This window comes from Demequina sp. NBRC 110055, from assembly GCF_002090135.1.
Taxonomy (GTDB): Bacteria; Actinomycetota; Actinomycetes; order Actinomycetales; family Demequinaceae; genus Demequina.
Genome location: NZ_BBRL01000010.1, coordinates 1 through 20,366 on the forward strand (window position 1 = coordinate 1; position 20,366 = coordinate 20,366).

22 protein-coding genes are annotated in these 20,366 nt (G+C 63.2%); 1 reads left to right on the forward strand and 21 read right to left on the reverse strand.

Annotated elements, in window-relative coordinates:
- Nucleotides 1-79: 79 nt before the first annotated feature.
- The 4 genes from B7K24_RS11210 to B7K24_RS11225 form a co-directional block, all read right to left on the reverse strand.
- Complete coding sequence (locus B7K24_RS11210) at nt 80-349, reverse strand: YrhK family protein (protein ID WP_084130434.1); 270 nt, start codon at nt 347-349, stop codon at nt 80-82.
- Between the two features lie 9 nt (nt 350-358).
- Nucleotides 359-811: a transcription antitermination factor NusB gene (gene nusB / locus B7K24_RS11215; RefSeq protein ID WP_084130435.1), complete on the reverse strand. Its 453-nt coding sequence runs from the start codon at nt 809-811 to the stop codon at nt 359-361.
- On the reverse strand, nt 811-1,374 hold the full coding sequence (gene efp / locus B7K24_RS11220; RefSeq protein WP_084130436.1) for an elongation factor P: 564 nt from the start codon (nt 1,372-1,374) through the stop codon (nt 811-813). Before efp ends, nusB begins: the two co-directional genes overlap by 1 nt.
- 99 nt (nt 1,375-1,473) lie before the next feature.
- Nucleotides 1,474-1,917: a type II 3-dehydroquinate dehydratase gene (locus B7K24_RS11225; protein WP_084130437.1), complete on the reverse strand. Its 444-nt coding sequence runs from the start codon at nt 1,915-1,917 to the stop codon at nt 1,474-1,476.
- Nucleotides 1,918-1,971: 54 nt separating this feature from the next.
- Between B7K24_RS11225 and B7K24_RS13680 the strand changes: the two genes are divergently transcribed.
- Nucleotides 1,972-3,834 carry a hypothetical protein gene (locus B7K24_RS13680; protein ID WP_144268272.1) on the forward strand — a complete coding sequence of 621 codons (1,863 nt, stop codon included), beginning with the start codon at nt 1,972-1,974 and terminating at the stop codon, nt 3,832-3,834.
- Here B7K24_RS13680 and aroB read toward each other — a convergent pair.
- From aroB to ruvX, 17 genes are all read right to left on the reverse strand, one after another.
- Nucleotides 3,831-4,919: a 3-dehydroquinate synthase gene (gene aroB / locus B7K24_RS11235; RefSeq protein WP_084130439.1), complete on the reverse strand. Its 1,089-nt coding sequence runs from the start codon at nt 4,917-4,919 to the stop codon at nt 3,831-3,833. The genes B7K24_RS13680 and aroB overlap by 4 nt on opposite strands.
- A complete protein-coding gene (locus tag B7K24_RS11240; RefSeq protein WP_084130440.1) occupies nt 4,916-5,437 on the reverse strand; it encodes a shikimate kinase in 522 nt (173 codons plus the stop codon). Before B7K24_RS11240 ends, aroB begins: the two co-directional genes overlap by 4 nt.
- The gene (gene aroC / locus B7K24_RS11245) at nt 5,437-6,621 is read right to left on the reverse strand and encodes a chorismate synthase (protein WP_084130441.1); all 1,185 of its coding nucleotides are present in this window, start codon (nt 6,619-6,621) and stop codon (nt 5,437-5,439) included. Before aroC ends, B7K24_RS11240 begins: the two co-directional genes overlap by 1 nt.
- Nucleotides 6,622-6,696: 75 nt before the next feature.
- Nucleotides 6,697-7,515, reverse strand: coding sequence for a hypothetical protein (locus B7K24_RS11250; protein WP_084130442.1), 819 nt, complete (start codon nt 7,513-7,515; stop codon nt 6,697-6,699).
- Nucleotides 7,515-8,273: a hypothetical protein gene (locus tag B7K24_RS11255; protein ID WP_144268273.1), complete on the reverse strand. Its 759-nt coding sequence runs from the start codon at nt 8,271-8,273 to the stop codon at nt 7,515-7,517. Before B7K24_RS11255 ends, B7K24_RS11250 begins: the two co-directional genes overlap by 1 nt.
- A complete protein-coding gene (gene pilM, locus B7K24_RS11260) occupies nt 8,270-9,313 on the reverse strand; it encodes a type IV pilus assembly protein PilM (protein ID WP_159449234.1) in 1,044 nt (347 codons plus the stop codon). The genes B7K24_RS11255 and pilM overlap by 4 nt, the downstream gene beginning before the upstream one ends.
- A 78-nt stretch (nt 9,314-9,391) precedes the next feature.
- The gene (locus B7K24_RS11265) at nt 9,392-10,183 is read right to left on the reverse strand and encodes an A24 family peptidase (RefSeq protein WP_084130445.1); all 792 of its coding nucleotides are present in this window, start codon (nt 10,181-10,183) and stop codon (nt 9,392-9,394) included.
- A gap of 2 nt (nt 10,184-10,185) precedes the next feature.
- Nucleotides 10,186-11,781 carry a hypothetical protein gene (locus tag B7K24_RS13335; RefSeq protein ID WP_144268274.1) on the reverse strand — a complete coding sequence of 532 codons (1,596 nt, stop codon included), beginning with the start codon at nt 11,779-11,781 and terminating at the stop codon, nt 10,186-10,188.
- A gap of 38 nt (nt 11,782-11,819) precedes the next feature.
- Nucleotides 11,820-12,377, reverse strand: a complete 558-nt coding sequence (locus tag B7K24_RS11270) for a type II secretion system protein J (RefSeq protein ID WP_084130446.1) — start codon at nt 12,375-12,377, stop codon at nt 11,820-11,822.
- 4 nt (nt 12,378-12,381) lie between these two features.
- Nucleotides 12,382-12,864, reverse strand: coding sequence for a type II secretion system protein (locus tag B7K24_RS11275; protein WP_084130447.1), 483 nt, complete (start codon nt 12,862-12,864; stop codon nt 12,382-12,384).
- A gap of 80 nt (nt 12,865-12,944) precedes the next feature.
- A complete protein-coding gene (locus B7K24_RS13750; protein WP_084130448.1) occupies nt 12,945-13,361 on the reverse strand; it encodes a prepilin-type N-terminal cleavage/methylation domain-containing protein in 417 nt (138 codons plus the stop codon).
- Nucleotides 13,362-13,449: 88 nt separating this feature from the next.
- On the reverse strand, nt 13,450-14,679 hold the full coding sequence (locus B7K24_RS11285) for a type II secretion system F family protein (protein ID WP_084130449.1): 1,230 nt from the start codon (nt 14,677-14,679) through the stop codon (nt 13,450-13,452).
- Nucleotides 14,680-14,695: 16 nt separating this feature from the next.
- On the reverse strand, nt 14,696-15,853 hold the full coding sequence (locus B7K24_RS11290) for a type IV pilus twitching motility protein PilT (RefSeq protein ID WP_373994168.1): 1,158 nt from the start codon (nt 15,851-15,853) through the stop codon (nt 14,696-14,698).
- A 288-nt stretch (nt 15,854-16,141) separates the two neighbouring features.
- Nucleotides 16,142-17,809 (reverse strand): GspE/PulE family protein, encoded by a 1,668-nt coding sequence (locus B7K24_RS11295; protein ID WP_084130451.1) that lies wholly within the window; start codon nt 17,807-17,809, stop codon nt 16,142-16,144.
- Between the two features lie 97 nt (nt 17,810-17,906).
- Nucleotides 17,907-18,737: a shikimate dehydrogenase gene (locus tag B7K24_RS11300; RefSeq protein WP_084130452.1), complete on the reverse strand. Its 831-nt coding sequence runs from the start codon at nt 18,735-18,737 to the stop codon at nt 17,907-17,909.
- A gap of 4 nt (nt 18,738-18,741) precedes the next feature.
- Nucleotides 18,742-19,887 (reverse strand): endolytic transglycosylase MltG, encoded by a 1,146-nt coding sequence (gene mltG, locus B7K24_RS11305; RefSeq protein WP_144268275.1) that lies wholly within the window; start codon nt 19,885-19,887, stop codon nt 18,742-18,744.
- Complete coding sequence (gene ruvX, locus B7K24_RS11310) at nt 19,880-20,359, reverse strand: Holliday junction resolvase RuvX (protein ID WP_084130454.1); 480 nt, start codon at nt 20,357-20,359, stop codon at nt 19,880-19,882. The genes mltG and ruvX overlap by 8 nt, the downstream gene beginning before the upstream one ends.
- Nucleotides 20,360-20,366 lie beyond the last annotated feature (7 nt).

Below are 20,366 nucleotides of genomic sequence, written 5' to 3' on the forward strand. Positions count from 1 at the left end.
CCGCCGACCTGGCGAGAAACCTCTTCAAAACGTGGCGTACGCAACCCAACCGTCGCATCGGCCAAAAAAACGCGGCCCGTTACGCGCCTTGCCGCCGTACCCGTCCCACGTGAATATTGCGGCCCAACTTGATCAGAGGGCGCGCAAGCAGTTCAGCGGAGCCGATGATGAAGAACCAGGTGCCTACCGTCATCAGGTTCTCAAACAGGAACATGATCGATCCGGCGAGGAACCACAGACCCACCAGCACGTCGTTGACGATCGAAGCCGTCTCCCACCGGTGTCGGATATCAATTTCCTCGTGACCGACCGTGAACGTCAGGTCGTCGTGGGCGTCGCGAGAAGTCATGAGGCTGAGTTAGTCGCCCGCCAGATCGTCCGTAGCCGATGCCGTGGTCGAGCCAATCGCCGGCGCGTCCCGAGCAATCCGACCCAGCACACCATTCACGAACGTGGGCGACTCGTCCGTCGAGAGCTCAGCCGCAAGATCGCAAGCCTCGTCAATGGCGACAGCCGTGGCGACCTCGTCGTTGCACAGGATCTCCCACGCACCAATGCGGATGAGGTTGCGGTCCACCGCCGGCATGCGCTCCAGGCTCCACGACGTGGAGGCGTCCTCGATGATCGAGTTCAGCTCCAGCCACCGGTCCACGACGCCGCGCACAATCTGCTGCGCGTACTCGGGCAGCGGGTGCTGGTGGCCGGGGTGCGCGAGACGCTCCTCGAGAACGGCGGCCACATTAATGCCGCGCTGCTCTGCCTCGAAGAGGACGTCGAGCGCGCGCTTGCGTGCCTTGGTGCGGGCTCCCACTAGTCGTTCACGCGACCGAGGTAGTCGCCCGACTCCGTGTTGACCTTGACCTTGGTGCCCTGCTCGAGGAACAGCGGCACCTGGATCTCCTTACCGGTCTCGAGCGTGGCCGGCTTGGTGCCACCGGACGAGCGGTCGCCCTGCAGACCGGGCTCGGTGTAGGTGACCTCGAGGACCACGGAGGCGGGAAGCTCAAGGAAGATCGGGTTGCCGTTGTGCGAGCCGATGGTCGCATTCTCGTTCTCGAGAAGGTAGTCGGTGGCCGAGCCCATGACCTCGGGCGACACGTTGACCTGGTCGAACGTGTCGGGGTCCATGAAGACGTACGAGGTGCCGTCGTTGTAGAGGTACTGCATGGTGCGGCGGTCAACCGTCTCGAAGTCGACCTTTGTGCCGGCGTTGAAGGTCTTGTCGACGACCTTGCCCGAGAGCACGTTCTTCATCTTGGTGCGGACAAAGGCGCCGCCCTTGCCGGGCTTCACGTGTTGGAACTCGATGACGGACCAGAGGTTGCCGTCGAGGTTGAGCACGGAGCCGTTCTTGATGTCGTTCGAGGTCGCCATGAGTGTTGTCCTTGTGAAGTTTCGTAAAAGAGCCGTCGGAAAGTCTACCCGGCCAGACCGCCGTACGGGGCGACCAATGGCCGATGCCGCACGGACCCGCTAGGCCCGCGCGGCTATCGCGTCGAGCGCCAGCCGGTAGGAGTCGGTGCCGAGCCCAGCAATGATCCCGGTTGCCACACCGCTGATCACCGACGTGTGGCGGAACTCCTCGCGCGTATGCGGGTTCGTCAGGTGAATCTCCATCAGGGTGAGGCCCGCAGCTGTCACCAGCGCACAGGCGTCGCGCAGCGCGTAGCTGTAGTGCGTGAACGCGGCAGGGTTCAGCACCACATGCCAGCCGTTGTCGACGGCGTCGTGCATCCAGTGCACCAACTCGGCCTCGTCGTCAGTCTGCCGCACTACGGCCTCGACACCGACCTCACTCCCCCACTGCATGCACAGCGCGGCGAGTTTGTCGAACGTGGTCGAGCCATACTTCTCAGGCTCGCGGGTGCCCAGGCGGCCCAGGTTAGGGCCATTGGCGACGAGGACGGTGGCGCTCATGGGCCAAGCGTAGCGGGGCCGCTACGCTCGCCCCAGACATCCTGAGGGGGATCGATGACGAAGCTGGACCGCGCGACCGCGCTGGTACTTGTGGGCGCTGCGGTGTTCTTCGCAGCGAGCATGCTGGGTGCACCGCCGGTGCTATTGGTGCTCTATGGCATGGGCGTGTGGCTGTGGCGACTGTGGTCACGATGGGGTCCGGCCGCTTCCCTAGCACTGGTTCTCATCGGGTGGACGCTGGCGGCACTCATCGCCCTGGTCATCGCCCCCATACTCCCGTGGCACTTCCCATACACGGTGGCCGGTTCTGGTGTCGTGAGCACGGCTTCGGCAGTGCTTGCGCCACGACCGATGGTTCGCTTGCTGAGGCCTCGTATCCCTACCGCGGCACTCTGGTCAAGCCTCGCCGGCGGAGCGAGCTGGCTCACTGCACTCGCTCTCGCCCATCTATTGCCAGGAGGTTCTGGGCTGTCGTGGGCCGTATGGGACGACTCGAGCCTCGATATATGGGAAATCCGGGGCTACCAGGCAGCGGGCGGCCTGGTGCCCGTTGAGATGGGCAATCCGCGCCCGCTCGAACACGCAGCAACGGCGTCGCTATTGCCCACGAGTTCTCCGACAGATGCGAGTGGCACAGAACTGGCAGCAGAGCTGACGGCGCACGCAACGCACTGGACCTTGACGATTGTGATCGGGTGCACACTCGCGGGGCTCCTCGCAGCCACCGTTGTCCGCTCCTGCGCACCACACGCGCGCACGTGGGCTATGGCGACTGCCGCTGCGATGAGTAGTTGCGTCATGCTCGCGGGTCCTGCCACGGGATTTTTTATGTATCGCGGTCAAGTGAACGCGAATCTCACGGTCGCGCTCATCCTCGCAAGCCTCGCGATCGCCCTGAGCTTCCGCCGTGCGCCTCTCGTTGCGTGGGCGGCGCTTGTGAGCGCAATGACACTTATCATGCTGACCTGGACGCCTTTCGCGGCCGTTCCAGGGCTCCTAGCGGTGGCACATTTTGGCCAGATGCGTCGCGCGGTGCGCGCAGGCCCGTCAACGGCGGTGCTCTGGCCTGTGTCCGCAATCGCCGTGTTTCTGGTGTTCGTGGGGCTCTTTGCGATGCAGCAGTTTGTCGGCCTTGCTTCCAGTTCATCCGCGGGGCGCGAGTCGGCCGTCACGACCGAGAGCTACCTCTATGCGCCCGTCAACTGGTGGGTCACCGCGGCAATCGCAGCAGTGGTCGTTTCAGGTGCGTCAGCCGGGTTCTCCCGGGCACGGGAGATCTCTCTTAACGTCGCGGTGTGGACACTCGGGCTTGTGCTGGGTGGAGTTCCACTCTTCGTTGCCCGCGGCGGCTTCAGCGGTGAACTCGAGTACTACCCGTCGCGGTACGTGCAGATGTCCACCGTGATGCTCGCGCCGATCGCTATTGCGGTAGTGGCCGCCGCACTCGTCATGCGGCGTGTGCGTTCATCCCTGTTCGTCCTCGGGCTCGGAGCCGCAACGGCGGTAGCGGTGATTGCCGCCCCGACACATCCCCTCGTCGACAAGTGGCGTCCCGTGCCGGTGCTTATCGTGGCTGGTGACTACTTCGGGCCCGACCCTCTTGTCGCTGATCGCATCATCGAGTATGCCGGTGCTTCCACCGTGAAGCTCCCCCTACATCTCGACGTCCCGTGGGACGATCCTGTTCGGCGCATGCTCAGTGTGGATACAGCGGTGGAGGACCGCAGTTGGAACACGTACCTGCGCTCAGCGTTGCGCAATCGCAGGGATGACGGGGCGGATAGAGCATGCGAGATCGGCGCGGCTGCTCCAGAAGGAGTGCTCATCGTGACGAGTGACCCGTCCCTCGAGCACGATGCCAGCGAGGCGTGCGAGCGGCCTTCGGACCTCGACTCAGTGACCTTCGTCAAAGACTAGCGCGACACGGCGTCATAGGCGCCCAGGAGCAATGTGGGGTCGGGTCCCTCCAGACGGACGGGATGGCCGATGCCCTGCAACACCACAAAGCGCAGCAGGTCACCTCGCGTCTTCTTGTCGCGGCGCATCGCGGTCGACAGGGCGTCCCACTTGTCGCCCGTGTACGTGATCGGCAGGCCCAGGGACGACAGGATCGCGCGGTGACGATCTACCGATGCCTCGTCCAATCGACCTGCCAATTGCGCGAGCTCAGCGGCAAACACCATCCCTACCGACACTGCGGCCCCGTGACGCCACTGATAGCGCTCCGTGTACTCGATCGCATGCCCGAAGGTGTGGCCGTAGTTGAGAATCTCCCGCTGGAATGACTCCTTGAGGTCGGCCACGACCACATCAGCCTTGACCTGGACCTTGCGAGCGATGAGCTCCTCGAGCACTGACAAGGCCGCATCGGAAAGCTTCTCCGCACGGAGCGCCTCCGCATGTTCCTCAACGAGATCCAAGATCACTTGGTCGGCGATGAAGCCGCCCTTGACGACCTCGGCGAGCCCGGCCACGCGGTCATGAGCAGGCAAGGTCGCGAGCATGTCCATGTCACACCACACCGCGAGCGGCTCGTGGAACGCACCCACCAGGTTCTTGCCTTCAGTGGTGTTGATGCCCGTCTTGCCACCCACGGCGGCGTCGACCATCGCGAGCACCGTGGTCGGCATCTGGATCACGCCAACGCCGCGCAGCCACGTTGCCGCGACAAACCCTGCGAGGTCGGTGACTGCTCCCCCGCCCAGGCCCACCACGACATCGGACCGGGTGAAGTCCGACTTGCCCAGCACCTGCCACAGGAACGCGGCGACCTCGGCGGTCTTGCCGTTCTCAGCATCGGGCACCTCGGCGAGCACCGGTGTGCGCCCAGTGGCCTCGACGCGAGCGCGAAGGATGTCCGCCGTCTGGCGCAGCGGTGCCGAGTGCACGATGAGCACGCGCGTCGCCGTCGTGGGCAAGGCGTCGACCGCAGGCTGCACCAGGCCAGCGCCGATGGTCACGTCGTATGGCTGCGCTGTCGCCACGGTAATGGTGCGCGTCACGCGTCACTCCCCTGCTCGATCACCTGCGCCACCTGCGCCGCGGTGAGGTCGTCGGTCAGAATCGTCTCGGTAGCCAGTGCCTCGTAGATGGGACGGCGCGCCTCCATGAGTGAAAGCCACTGCTGGCGCGGGTTACCCATCAGTAGTGGACGCGACTTGTTGAGGCCCACGCGCGGCGATGCCGCTCGCAACGACACGTCGAGAAAGACGATCTTGCTGCCGGCCGATGCCGCCGATCGCACCCTATCCTGCGTCGCCGCGCGCAGGATCGCACCGCCTCCGAGAGACAGCACCCCCTCGTGCATCGCGAGGGCATCGGCCACGGCCGACTCCTCAAGCTCGCGGAAGGCATCCTCGCCATCAGCCAGGAAGATGTCGGGGATGGACTTCCCCGCGCGTGTGGCGATGTCCTCGTCGGTGTCTCGCCACAAAACTCCCAGGGACCGGCCCAGCGCGCGGCCCACAGAGGACTTGCCGGATCCGGGCGGGCCGATCAGGACGATGCGGGGATGCACCATCAGCGCAGGTGATCCGGGATAGCAGCGACGTAGGACTCGATGTTGCGGCGCACCTCGGTTACTGAGTCGCCGCCGAACTTCTCGAGCAACGAGTCAGCAAGCGTCAGCGCGACCATCGCCTGGGCGACCACCGCCGCGGGGGCCACGGCACACACGTCCGAGCGCTGGTGAATCGCCTTTGCCGCCTCACCCGTGGCGGTGTCGATCGTGTCGAGCGCACGCGGCACCGTGCTGATGGGCTTCATCGCGGCCGAGACACGCAGGGGCTCGCCATTCGTCATGCCACCCTCGACACCGCCCGCCCGGTTCGTGCGGCGGGTCACGGCGCCGTCGGTGTACTCGATCTCGTCGTGCGCCTGCGAGCCACGGCGGCCAGCGGTACGGAAGCCGTCGCCGACCTCCACGCCCTTGATGGCCTGAATTCCCATGAGCGCCGCTGCGAGGCGCGCGTCCAGACGGCGGTCCCAGTGCACGTGGCTACCGATACCCACCGGAAGCCCGTACGTGACGACCTCCACGACACCACCGAGGGTGTCGCCGTCCTTCTGGCACGCGTCGATCTCCGCGATCATCGCAGCTGAGGACTCCGCGTGGAAACAACGAATGGGGTCCGAGTCAAGTGCCTCGGTCGCATCTGCCGGGGGTAGAGGCGCGTCGTCGGGGACGCGCACGGGGCCCACCTGGGTGGTATGCGAGACCAGCTTCACGCCCGCTGCCTGCTCGAGGAACGCCTCGGCCACGGTCCCCAGGGCCACGCGCGCGGCGGTCTCGCGGGCAGAGGCACGCTCGAGCACTGGGCGTGCGTCGTCGAAGCCGTACTTGGTCATGCCGACCAAGTCGGCATGACCCGGACGCGGGCGCGTCAGAGCCGCGGCACGGGCTCCGGTGAGCTCGGCTGGATCGACGGGATCGGCGCTCATCACCGTCTCCCACTTAGGCCACTCGGTATTGCCCACCTGAATAGCCATGGGTCCGCCCTGGCTCACGCCATGGCGCAATCCGCCAAGGAATGTCACGACGTCCTGCTCGAAGTTCATGCGGGCACCACGCCCATACCCGAGACGGCGCCGGGCTAGAGCTGCCTGCACGTCAGCCGACGTCACCTCCACACCTGCAGGAAGGCCCTCAAGGGTGCCGACTAGAGCTGGACCGTGAGATTCGCCTGCGGTGAGCCATCTGAGCATAGGTGTCATTGTGGCAGACGATAGCCAGAGCGCCGCCCGGACGGACCACGCGACGCTCTGGCTGACTACACGCGTCTACTCCTCGTCGACACCGGCTTCGGAATTCGGAACGGCGAAGGCGTCGGACGGAACAGCGTCGATCGTTGCCAGCGGACCCTCGTCGACCAGTGACGTGTCAAGGTGTGATAAGAACAATGTGCCTCCAATGGTGACCAGAAGGTCGCCATTTGAAGGCGCAGACAGCCCTTCGCCAACGTTGTCGCCCTCGGCGAGACCCTCGAAGCCCACATTCGACATAAGGAAGAGTGGAGCTTCCGGGTCTTGCAAGAGATCGAGGAAGTCACGTACTTCTGAGGGTGTTCCCACCACGTTAAACGTAAACGGAACCTCGGCAACGTCGGCGGCGGGAACAGTTGTTCCGTTGGGTGCTACGACCGCCGGGGTGAACTCCTGCGGCGTGACGGTCGTGGTGGCAGCCGGGCCACTTTGAAAGCGCTGCGCCACCGCAGTCGATGTCAGCATCGATGCGTCGACCTCCCACCCGACGATCTGGGCTGCGGGAGCCTGGGACGCCTCCGCAAGCTCAACGCCGCTGGTTTGGATGGCGTCATTCATGCGCGTCCGGAAGGTCTCGACATCGAGGCGGGCTGGCGCGTTGAACTCGCGTGCAGTGGCGACAACACTGCGCTCGTCGAGCTCGGCCTCGTACTGCGCAAGCGCTGCGATGTCCGTCTGGATCATCGCCGTATTGGTGCGCAACGTGGTGGTGTCCGACCTTAAGTCAGAAGCCTCAGAAAGTTGAGGACTAATTGCCAGGAACCAACCTAGGAGGAAGACTATGACGATTCCCAGTACCGCAAGAGCGATGGTGGGTGCGTACTTGGAGCTCAGCATTACTCTTCCTCACCATTGCTCGAGGGCGCGGGAGACGGTTCAATGCTTGGCTCAACAACGGCGTCACCAAACAGAACTCGAGGGTCGATAGCGACACCGTCTTCGAACGCTTGAAAGCGGGCGCTGAGGGCCGTGTCTGTGACGACTCCCGAGCCTGTGACTTCCCAGCGTGTCGGGCCCGTCGACGACCCATACGCTTCAGTGGCAGCCACAACATCCTCAAGCCCAGCCAACGCCTCTAGTCGAGAAACTAGAGCGGTGGCCTGTTCCTGCGAGGCAACCGTGGCGTTGAAATCGAGCATGCCGACTCCTGTCACGCGAGCGACCTCACCGGCGACCACCAGAGTTTGGGCGGAGGGTCCGCGAAGTGTGATGGATTCGAAACGCGCTTCGTCCTCGGCTGCGGCCGCTATTGAGAAAAGGAAATCAGAGAGCGGAATCTCGCCGTAGCCAATCTGTCGTAGCGTCCACATCGACGAATCGTAGTCAGCGTACGCGTCATATACGGATTCGAGGCTGTCACGCTGAGTCAAGGTTTCGTCTTGGAGAGTTAACGCCGTGTCCCGGTCCGACTCGGCAAGCTGTGTTGCGCCGAGTGCGAGGACAAAACCAATGACCACGATGACGATAGCGGCGCCGATGGCGAGCAATGCGGCGCCGCGAACTGCGCGCATCTTGGCACGTGCGGCAATCTCGGGCGGGATTAGGTTGACCCGCGGGTAGCGCGGAGCGCCCACACCTGCGGAAACCGGGTTCATGCGGCACCACCCATCGCTAGACCGATGACCGTCGCGAACTCCGCCTCACGTCCCGCGATTGATTCCGCGTTCACGCGCTTGCCAAGAGTAAGGACCGCGAACGGGTCCGAGAGCGCGATGGGCAGTCGAGTGGCACTCGAGAGAGTCTGACCGAAACCATGGAGATAGGCAGCGCCGCCGGACAGAATCATGCGCTGCACCGCGCCTCCTGGATTTGAGCTTGCAAAGTACACCAATGTGTTGCGTATAGATTCGATAAGAGGCGTCATCGCTTGATTCACCGCGTCGGCCGCCGCCTTGTACTCTGGCACCGGCGACGGACTCATTCCTGCCTTGCGCTTGAGGTCCTCGGCGTCAACGGCCGAGCCTTTGTAGGCGGACTGGACCGCGGCAGTCGCCTGTGCGCCACCGCTTCCAAGGACTCGGACGAGGCGAACGCTGCCAGCCTGAGAGATGATGACGGTCGTAGTCGCGGCGCCGACGTCGACGATGGCGATCACTTCGCTCATCAGTTCCGCCGTGCAAGCGGTTCGCCACAAACCGAATGCCTTGTGATCAATGATCTGTGGCTGCAGCCGCGCCCCATCCAGGCCTGCGATGAGGTCCCGCACCACTTCCCTAGGTGCAGCAGCGAGCATTCCCCGGAGCATCGGCCCCTGGTCACTCTCGAACTCCGCGGTGGGGAAAAAATCCAACTGAGCATCCTCGATCGCCATGGGGAGCGAGTCGCTGACGTGGAATGCCAGTGAACTGCGGACCTTATCCATCTGCTGGCTCGGCACCGTGACCTCGCGCATCATCACACTCGGGTGTCCCACCGCCGCGACCACTGACCTCGGCTTGAGTTTGAGCGCGCCGTAGGCATCCTTGAGCAGCACCGAAAACGTTGCGGGCTCTTCGATCTCTCCGGCACGGATCACGCCAGCAGGCACGGGGCGCTCGATCAGCGCGTTTAACGTCGCGCCGGACCGGGGATCGGCCCCACCACGAAACTCTAGCGCGGCGATCCGTAACGCCGTCTCGCCGATGTCAATGCCCACATGTGTCGTCGCCAACGCAATCGCCTCCCGCTCTGCTTTGCAATGTGCCTATCGGCAACAGTCGCCATTCCCTCAAGGTCATGAAAGACCAGCCACACCTAGGTACCAATTTGTGACGGGCACTCCAGCAACTAGGCCCGTCCAGGTGCCCGCGAACATCCAGGGACCGAAGGGTATGGCCACACCGTGCCGGCGACGCGTTGTCGCCATCACAACCAGTCCCACGATCGAGCCCCAGAAGAAGGCCGCGATCGCACCGACAAAGAATTGTGGCCAACCAAACCATGCAAGTACGGCACCTAATGAAGGAGCGAGCTTGACGTCTCCCAAGCCCATCCCCTTCGGTATTACAAGCCATGCCATGAGGTAGAAAGCGCCCAAGCCCAGGGCACCGATCGAAGCTCGAAGAAGTGCGCCCGTGTCGCCATGCAGCCACGACGCCAATGCAATGCAGACCAATGTGGCGAGGGCAAAGGCGGCCGTCAGGGTATTGGGGAGACGTCTCACTTCGAGATCGATCGCACTTAACACCACGGTGAAGAAAACGACCGAGAGCAGCAAAGGCAGTTCTGGGGAGACTCCTGTGACCCAGACGCACAGCGCGAATGCGACCCCCATGATGGCCTCGATCACCGGATACCTGTAGCTGATCGGCGCACTGCAGTCGTAGCATCTGGCACGGAGCACGAGCCATCCCACAAGGGGAACGTTATGCCGCGCACGAATCCGATGCCCGCACTGCGGACAAGCGCTCGGAGGAGCCACCACAGAACCGCCCGACGGAATCCTCGCGATTACGACATTCGCAAAGCTCCCTAATAAAAGACCGAAAATCCCTGCACCGCTTAAAATTAGGAGGTTCAACGACAACCCTACTGTTCCCGTAGATAATTCAGATTGAAATCCTCAATACTGGGCTCGACTGCGTCGTCATCTACGCGCCGGAAATCCAGGTAGAAACCGGACGAGAACTGTGAGCGGCACGAGTAAACCTGGCCCCCGAGCACGAAATTGGACCTGCCCACCTGGAATGTTCCGGGGGTGTAAGCAAGAACAGAGATCTGGGGACTCTGATTCCAGCTGCCCGAACTCAACTGAAAGCCACCACTTGACGTGCTTGCATTTGGCACCGTCGCCGGACACCCCGTGAACGTTACAGGAGCTGTGTCGATCAGATAGAGGTTGTGATCCCCGCCGTCGACCGAGTTGATTGTAATGTTGCCATTTCCATAGAAATAGTTTCCCAGCAAAGCAAGGTCCGCGGAGAGGTTAATGGTGAGGCCACCGTAATCTCCGAGAAGAATTCCGGATGAACAGACTGACGTCGTGTCGATGGTGGTGTCCTCTGTGACGGTGATAACTGCAGAACCATTCCACGGATGGTTGCGACATTGATTGCCGTCGATTCGACGGCCATTGCTCACCGAACCAGGAGAGACCCCCGACATCGTGTCCCAAGCGACTTGGCGCCAAGTCGTGAAAGGAGACGATGCAGGCGTGAGGACCTCGAACGGGCTCGCCTCAGGTATCGACAGCCCCGCGACATTCATCGTGACGGCGTCTCCGCTACCATCTGCGCACGATGCTGGGATGCCGTTGCGGCCCGGGTAGCGCGAGAAACCGCTCCAGTTGGTATTCGGAGCGTGGCGGGGATAAGCACAGTACGCCTCGATTTTTCCACCGGCTCGCACTGTTCCTGCGACGTCTATGTGCTGTGTATTACTCCCGGCATCGAAGTTGCCATACGTCGTACTGAGGTTGTGCACGATGTTGCCGCCCACCACCAGGTCACCGCCCACATTCGGGTTCGATCCAGCACCGATGTTGTACTGAATGTTCCCTGCAACATAGGCATTGCGCGTCACACGACAGTTACTATCCGTCCACAGTACGTTTCCGTGGACAATAAGGTCACCCTGAATGGGAAAACCGGATGGGCAGGTGAAATCGCCGTCGGTGTAGACGCCAGCATCGCCATCAGAGGAATAGATACCCGCAATTCCTGCAGACGCGATCGCGACGTCACCGCGCACTGCATGCTCGAACCGCGGCGGATTTGCGGCGCGGGTCCACATCGCTTCGAGCACTTCTACATCTCCCTGCGAGTAACCGGCGGCGCCTGGCTGATCGGCATGACCCGTCGAGACGATGCGATAGGCGACATCGGTGGGGAGCGGGCACCGATTGACGAACGCGCCCGATGCAGTCGCACGGCTCTGCACGACGGCCTCAAAACTTGGGCGGCCCGAGGGGCTCGAATACGTCAAGGTCCCATCGGCACCGGCCACGACAACGTCGTCGCATCTATCGTTGACGATCTGGACCGCAAGCGCATCAATGCCTGCTTCCGCGGCTGCCTGGGATTCAACCGAAGCGCGACTTTGCGTGGAGAAAACAGCTCCGAAGACCGCGGAAGAGGCGATGGTGACAATGACGACACCCATGACAACGATCAGCCCCAGCACCATGACCAGAGCTTGTCCTTCATCTGACGACTTCATGCGTGTTAGAAGCACGGCGAACCCTCGGTTTCACTTTGAACTCGCTTGGTCACCGACGTGTCGATTCGGGTGTCGACACCCCATTGCGTTGTCACGGTCGCGAAGTTGACATCGACTCGTTGCCCGTCGATCGTCGTAAAAGGTACATCCGCCGATACTTCTCGCGCATAGACGGGCCACGACTGCGCGCCGCCGGCAGTGCTAGCGACCGCTGTATCGGAGGAGATGTGCCGAAGTACTGCGCTTACGTCGTCGTAATACCAGCCACGACACACGTACCGGCCCGATGAGGGCGTACCTTCCCACGTACGAGTGCGCAACACATCGCCTCCAGTCTCAATTCTGAACGCGGCGGCGTAGCGCACGTCATAGGCGATGGCGGCAGACGCATTTTGAGCGTCGCCCGCGCGGGTGGTGGTCTGTGTCACCCCGCTCTGCGTGCGGAAGCCGTTGATCATGAGCATGGCAACCATCGTGAACACGATGGCAAACAGAAACATGTACACGAGCAGCTCGACCAGTGTGAAGCCCTCGTCAGAGGATACGCGCGGCGGCAGGGTCATGCGATTACCCCAGTCCCGGCACAGCGATCAAAGTGGTCACATCCGCGATGTCGGACGCGTCATCGCCGTCCGAGCGTACAGAGACCGTGAAGTTTAGGACTTGGGGCGTTCCATCAACGCACCAGCTATCGAGGACACCGTCGAGATCGTCGTCGCCGGGTCCACCGGAGGGTGCGACAAGATAGGAGTCGGCTTCCGCTTCGGTCGGGGACTGAGAAACGGTATAGGGCGTGCCGCGACCGTCCACCGTTGACGTCGGAGCACTCGCCAAGAATTCCCGAAACGACTCGCAGCTCCCAGAGGCATCGCGAGCAGCCTCGATGCGGCCGGCTGCCACCTGGGATGCAGACGCAGTCGTTGACGTGTTCGCCGAGACCTGCAGGGAGAGGATGAGCGCCGGAACCAGTGCGACAGCCAGTATGCCGAAGAGCAAAATCGACACTAAAGCCTCGGCGATGCCGAAGCCTTCGTCCTTGTCATCGGGCATTCTCACCCCTCCCCATCCATATCCAAGTCGAGAGGGTGTGGTGGCGGCACTTGCCGCCACCACACCCAGTTCGCTATTGGCTAGCTCGCACGCGCCGTCGTGCAGGTACCGTCGTCGTAGATAGCACCATTGACGTCAGTCGAGACCGCGTCCAGGTTGCCGCCGTCGTACGTGATGGACATGCAGGGGTCGCCAGCAGCATCAACCGAAAGAGCAGCCGTGTTGCCAGGGCTGGAGACAAACCCGATCGGAGAGTCTGCAGCGAGCGTCTCGGTGGGGTTTTCAGTGATCCAGCTCGCTACTGCGACACGGTAGTTCGCGAGGTCCGCCTCCGCTGCCGAATCACGCGCGCTCGCCTGCTGGTTCAGGTACAGCGGAATGGCGATCGCGGCGAGGATGCCGATGATGATGATGACTACGAGAAGCTCGACCAGCGTGAAGCCCTTGTCGTTCTCTTCCAAGCGCTCCTGGAGGCGCTCCTGAATCTTCTTGATCATGTGAGTTCCCTCATATTCCTGTTCATTGCTATGTGTCAATGCCCCAGTGGGGCTCTCCACCACGGCGAAGCCATGGAGAAGTCTGTGGCTAACCGATCAGCTCGAAAACGTTGAAGATCGGTAGATAGAGCGCGATCACCATGGTGCCGATCAACCCGCCAAGGACGGCAATCATGATCGGCTCGATAAGGCTGGTGAGCTGCTCCGTAGTCGACTCGACTTCTTGGTCGTAGAAGTCCGCAATCTTGTCGAGCATGGTGTCCAGAGCGCCGGTATCCTCACCAACCGCGATCATCTGCACGACCATCGGGGGAAAAGCCCCTTGGCCCGCGAGCGGCTTGGCAAGCGACTCTCCCCGCCGCACGGAGTCTTGTACTGCCCGGGTAGCATCCTCGACCACAATGTTTCCCGACGCCTCTCCCACGATGTCTAGCGCCTGCAGGATTGGCACTCCTGCTCGCACCATCGCCCCGAAGTTTCGAGCGAAGCGCGCGACAGCAATCTTCTGGACGAGCGAACCGAATACCGGAGCCCTCAAGGTCCACGGCTGGTATGCCCGGCGTACCGACTCCTTGTGCTTGTTCTTGCGCCACCAGACGGTGAAGACGATGATCGCGATGATCAACACGGGCGCGACGACCACCATGGCGTCCGACAAGTACACAAGCAACTGGGTGAGGAATGGTAGTTCACCACCGAGATTCTCAAACATCGTGGCGAAGACCGGAACGATGAAGATCAGCATGGCCGCGGTCGCGAGAATGGCAATACAGAAGACGACGACGGGGTAGGTCATCGCGGACTTGATCTTCCCTCGGAGCTTCACTTCGTTCTCGAAGTTCTCGGCAATCGACACGAGGACGTCGTCGAGAAATCCGCCGATCTCTCCCGCTCGCACCATGTTGATCATGATCGGTGGGAAGGTCTGGGGGTGACGACCGATCGCCCGCGAAAAGGCGCTGCCGGTCTCCACATCACTGCGAACCTCGCCGAGAACCCTTTGCAGAGCCTTGTTCTCTGTCTGATCAGCAAGAATGCTCAATGCTCGCAGCAGAGAGAGCCCTGCTGAGATCATGGTCGATAGTTGCCGAGCCATGATCGCGATGTCCTTGAGCGTGATGCGTTCGCCCAACCCAGGAATGGTGATCTCGGCGTTAAGGCCCTTTCCGCCAGCCTCATCTACAGCAAGCGGGGTGAGGCCGCGCTCGCGAAGACGCGTCGCTACAACGTCGGGCGAAGGTGCCTCCATCGACGCCTTGTGGACCTTGCCTGCGTGATCACGCGCAGTGAACGCGTATTCCTTCGTCGCGGTTGCCATCTCGTCGACTCTCTCCTCAGGCCCTTTGCCCGGCTCGGCCGCAAAGACGTGTGAACTCCTCGAAGGAATGGCAAACATCGACGGCATCGTCATAGGTCACCACGCCAGACTTCACCAGTTCTGCCAGGTGTTGGTCCATTGCCTGCATCCCCAGAGCAGCGCCTGCTTGCATCGCAGTGTGGATCTGGTGGGTCTTGCCCTCACGAATGAGGTTACGAATGCCGGGGTTGGCCACCATTAATTCGACCGCAACCGCGCGCCCAGGACCGTCGCCGCGCGGCAAGAGCGTTTGACACACAACGCCTTGGATCGCAGATGCTAGCTGAGTGCGTACTTGACCCTGCTGCTCCGCCGGGAACACGTCGATCACGCGGTCGATGGTCTGAGCTGCGTCCTGAGTGTGCAGGGTGGCGAAGACTAGGTGACCCGTCTCTGCAGCGGTCAGGGCAACCTGAATTGTCTCGAGGTCGCGCAACTCACCAATCAGGATGACGTCTGGGTCCTGGCGCAACACATGCTTAAGCGCTGTGGCGAATGACTTCGTGTCGGCGCCCACCTCACGCTGGTTGATCAGCGACCTCTTGTGCCGGTGAAGAAACTCGATGGGGTCCTCGACCGTCATAATGTGTCCGCTGCGAGAGCGGTTCGCGAGATCGATGAGTGAGGCAAGGGTGGTGGACTTGCCCGAACCTGTGGGTCCCGTGACGAGAACTAAGCCGCGGGCGAGGTAAGCGAATTTTGAAACCGCCTCCGGTACGCCGAGCGATTCGAGCGGCTTGATTTCGTAAGGAATCACACGGAACGCCGCGCCGACGGCGTTGCGCTGGCGGTAGAGGTTGACGCGGAACCGGGACTCACCGATCAACGAATACGAGAAGTCCAGCTCGAGCTGCTCGTCAAACGTCTCGCGCTGTTTTTGGGTGATGACAGAAAACAGTGAGCGTTGGATACCCTCGGGCGTTTGGCGGGGCATGCCTTCGATCGGCTGCAGCGCGCCATCGACTCGCATCATCGGCGGGGCGCCCGATGTGATGTGCAAATCAGATGCGCCGGCTGCGAGCATCGCACGTAAGGCGCCCTGGAGGTCCAGGTCGCCTTCCTGAGCTCCGGGAGCGACACCTAATCGGGCGCCGCCGCCAGGTGAAGGCCGCACCCCGCCTGTAGGTACGCCCACCGGCGGCCGTAGGTGCTGCGTGCCCCCACTAGGAGCTCCATGGGGTGCGCCGGCAGCCTGACCTGAAACGCGGCCTGCGCCCGTCGCCGACGTCAATGGCGTGGCTTGCTGGGGTGATGGCGCCGCTGCGGGACGGGCCGCGGGCGTCGGAAAATCTTCCGGCCGCTCGGGCAGGTCCTCGGGCATGAAAGACGTCATCGCACTTCCCTCAACTTCTCGACGGAGCCCCTCGCACCGCCGACGCAGACACTATCGGCATCTGATTGCAGGCACATTAACCGAAACGCGCTATTTGACCACACGGAGCAGCTCCTCCACCGACGTGGTGCCATCGAGCACCTTCGCCCAACCGTCCATCAGGAGCGTCTCCATGCCGTTCTCGTGCGCGGCACGAGCGATCTCGGCCGACGAGGCACGCGCCACAGCAAGTCGCTCGATCTCCTCGTTGATACTCATGACCTCGTGGAGCGCCACGCGACCTCGGTATCCGGTACCGGAGCAGCGCTGGCACCCCTCGGGGCGCAGTACCGTCGGGAGCGGTGTGCCAGGCACCCACCCCACGTTGACGGGGATCTCGGCCTCGGACTCGATCTGGTACTGCACGGCACAGTGAGAGCACAGTCGGCGCGCCAGACGCTGGGCCACCACACAGTCGACAGCGGAGCCCACGAGGAACGGCTCGATGTCCATCTCGATCAAGCGCGTCAGTGCCGAGGGCGCGTCGTTGGTGTGCAGCGTCGACAGTACCAAGTGACCGGTGAGCGCCGCCTCGATGGCAATCTGTGCCGTCTCGCCATCGCGCACCTCACCGAGGAGGACCACATCAGGGTCGGCACGCAGGATGGACCGCAGCGCAGACGCAAACGTCAGTCCCGCCTTCGGGTTCACCTGCACCTGGTTGATGCCGGGGATGCGGTACTCGACCGGGTCCTCGACCGTGATCACGTTGATCTCGGGCCGAGCGATCTGGTTGAGCGTCGCATACAGCGTGGTCGACTTGCCCGAACCAGTCGGACCTGTGACGAGAATCATGCCGTACGGCTTGGTGAAGTTCTTCGAGTACGCCTCGTAGTTCTTCTGTCGAATGCCTAGATCCTCGAGCTCGAGCGTCGCCGTCGAGTTGTCGAGGATACGCATGACGACCTTCTCGCCCCACACCGTCGGCAGCGTCGCGACACGGAGGTCGACCTTCTTGCCGTTGTGCGAGACCGACAGACGGCCGTCCTGCGGCTTGCGCCGCTCGGCAATATCGATGTCCGCCATGATCTTGATGCGCGAGATGACGCCGCCCTGGATTGCCTTGGGCGCGTTCTGCATCTCGTGCAGCACGCCGTCGATGCGGTAGCGCACACGAACGTCGCGTTCCTGGGGCTCGATGTGGATATCCGAGGCGCGGTCCTGGATGGCCTGCGTGATGAGCAGGTTGACGAAGCGCACGATGGGCGCGTCGTCCTCGACCGCCGTCGACATGTCGGACAGGTCGGCGGCGTCGGCCTCTTCGTTGATAGCGCCCTGGAGTTCGCTGAGCTCGGCATCGGACCGGCAGTAGCGATCGATGGCGTTCAGAACGTCGTCGTGCGACGCCACCACCGGCAGGATCTGCATGCGTGTGATGGTGCGGATGTCGTCGACGGCCACCACGTTGCCGGGGTTCGACATTGCGATCTTGAGGATGTCGCCGTCGATCTGGATGGGCAGCGCCGCGTGACGACGACAGACCGTGTCCGGCACCAAGGCGACGGCGGCGCGGTCCACCGGGAAGTCACCCAGCTCGACGAACTCCATGCCCACCTGGTTGGCGAGCGCGCGAACCAGTTGACCCTCGGAGATCATCCCCATCTCGACGAGGGTGCGGCCCAGCGAGGCACCACGAGAGCGCTGCTCATCGATGGCGTCCATCAACTGGTCCTCAGTGAGGACGCCGTCCTCCATGAGGATGGCACCAAGCTGCTTCACGTATTACCCCTCAGCGAAATGTTTCGAACGAAGGGTATATCGACCGCGCCTTGAATGAGAAGGACCTCAGACTTACTGTGATACTTCCGACACGCGGTCAGACTCGCGGCAACTGTTCCGCCATCACCTCGAGCGGAGCCTCGTGGCCCGTCATGAGTCGCACCTGCTCCCCCGCCTGGTGCAGGAGCATCCGTGTACCAGGCACAAAGACTCCTCCAGCCGCGGCCCATGCGAGCCCCAGCGGGGTCTCGAGCGGCGAGTACACGGCGTCCAACAGCACGGCGCCACGACGTACGGACCCCAGAGCGGCACCCAAGGCGGCCCCGGCATCGGCCGGAACCGTGGAGACGACCGCCTCGGCATCGGCCAGGAAGGCTGGCGCGTCCTCGAGCGGCACGAACCGCGGCTCGACGCCCATCTTGGTCGCCGCACGCATGAGCCCGCCGGCGCGAGCGCGGTTGCGCACCGCCACCACGGGACGGGTGACGCCAATGCGCCCTAGGGCGGCCAGGGCCGAGGTCGCCGTCGCTCCCCCGCCGATCACCACACCTTCCGAAGCGGACGAAACCCCGCCCTCGGCCAGCGCCGCCACCACGCCGTGCACATCGGTGTTGGCCCCCACCAACTGCACGCGCGGCCCCACGGGCTGCACCACCACGGTGTTGATGGCGCCCACCAGCTTGGCCATGGGCTCGACGAACTCCACCAGGGGCAGCGCCGCAACCTTGAGCGGCATGGTCAGCGACAACCCGCCCCACGTGCCGTCGAGCGCGTCGATGAACGCCGGTAGCGACTCCTCGGTCACGTCGTACGCGTCGTAGGTCCAGTCCAGACCCAGCGCCGCATAGGCGGCGCCGTGCAGCGACGGCGACAGCGTGTGCGAAATGGGGTGGCCCAGCACGCCCGCCTTGCGCGGGCCGCTCGTCACCGACCTACTCCTCGTCGGACGACGACGAGTCGTTCTCCGCGATCCACGCCTGGAGCTGGTCCACGTTCTTGAGGTGCTCGTCGTAGGTCTCGGCGTACACCGTCTCACCGGTGTTGAGGTTGACCGTTACGTAGTACAGGTAGTCGTGCTCCGCGGGGTTCACGGCCGCCTCGATGGACGCCTCGCCCGGGTTCGCGATGGGACCCGGCGGGAGTCCGGCATACATGTACGTGTTGTACGGCGAGTCGATCTCGCGCTCCTCCGTGGTGGTGAACGCACCCTCCGACGGGCTGAGGTACTTGATGGTCGCGTCCAGCTGGAGCGGCATGTCGATCTCGAGGCGGTTGTAGATGACGCCGGCGATCATGGGGCGATCCTCGTCGAGCTTCGCTTCCTTCTCGATGAGCGACGCCACGGTGACGATCTCCTGGCGGTCCTCCTCGGCGACGTCGTACTTGTCGAGCGTCTTGACCGTCTGAGCGATCATCGTCGAGAGCACCTCGGCCGGCTGCACGTCCGGCGTGAAGGTGTAGGTCGAGGGGAACAGCCAGCCCTCGAGGTTGCCGTCGGCAACCTCGGGCAGGCCCAGCGCGTCGGTGTCCTCGGCGATGGCCTCGACGTCCTCAAGCGAGTACTCGGTGAGGTTAGCGATCGACTGCAGGTAGTAGTCGACGCGGTAGCCCTCGGGAATCGTGATCTTCAGCTCGTCACGGTTCGCGGGGTCGAGCAGCGCGTCCATCGCATACTCGGCCTTCATTTCCTTCTGCATGAAGTAATAGCCGGGGGTAATGGACTGGGCCTCGTCGGGACGCGAGTTCGCCTCTTGGATGAACGCGTCCGTGGAGGCAACCACGCCGGCCTCGTACAGCGTCTGCGCGATGTCGTAGCCGGAGTCACCGGGCTCGATGACCACCTGAACAACGCCCTGGCCGGCGCCCTCGAAGTCGGCGACGGAGTCGTCGCCTCCGCCGCCCCCGAAGGAGCTCACGAAGTTGTACGCCACCGACATGCCGATGGCGAGCAGCACCACCGCGACCACCGAGATGATGGCGGTCCACTTACGCCTGGCCGCGCGTCGCTTCTGACGCTGCAGGCGTCGCAGGTCCAGCGACGTCGTCGTGGTCGACTCGGCCTCGAATAGATCAGTCATCTCCACCCTCACGCGGGATCATCTCAGTCACCCTATCCAGATTTCCCCGACGTTCAATGTCCAACGCGCTTTCCAGGATCACCACGGCGGCTGCCTGGTCGATCACCTGACGCTGCTGCTTCGCGTTGCGTCCGGCCTGCCTCATGGAGGCCGATGCCGTGGTCGTCGAGAAACGCTCGTCCACCAAACGCACGGTCACCCCGCATCGTTCCGACAGTTGCGTCGCGACGTCCCTGGCATCCTCGGCAGAGGTGCCCTGGGCGCCCGACAGCTTCCGGGGCAGGCCCACGAACACCTGCGTGGCCGCCTTGTCGGCGACGATCGCCGCCAACTCAGCCACAGCATCGGCCGTCTTGCCCTTCACGCGCTGCACCGTGGTGACCGGGAAGGCCATGAGGCCGTCCGGGTCCGATGCCGCGACGCCGATGCGGACCGTGCCCACATCGACGCCCAGGCGTACTCCCCGTTCCATGCAGTCC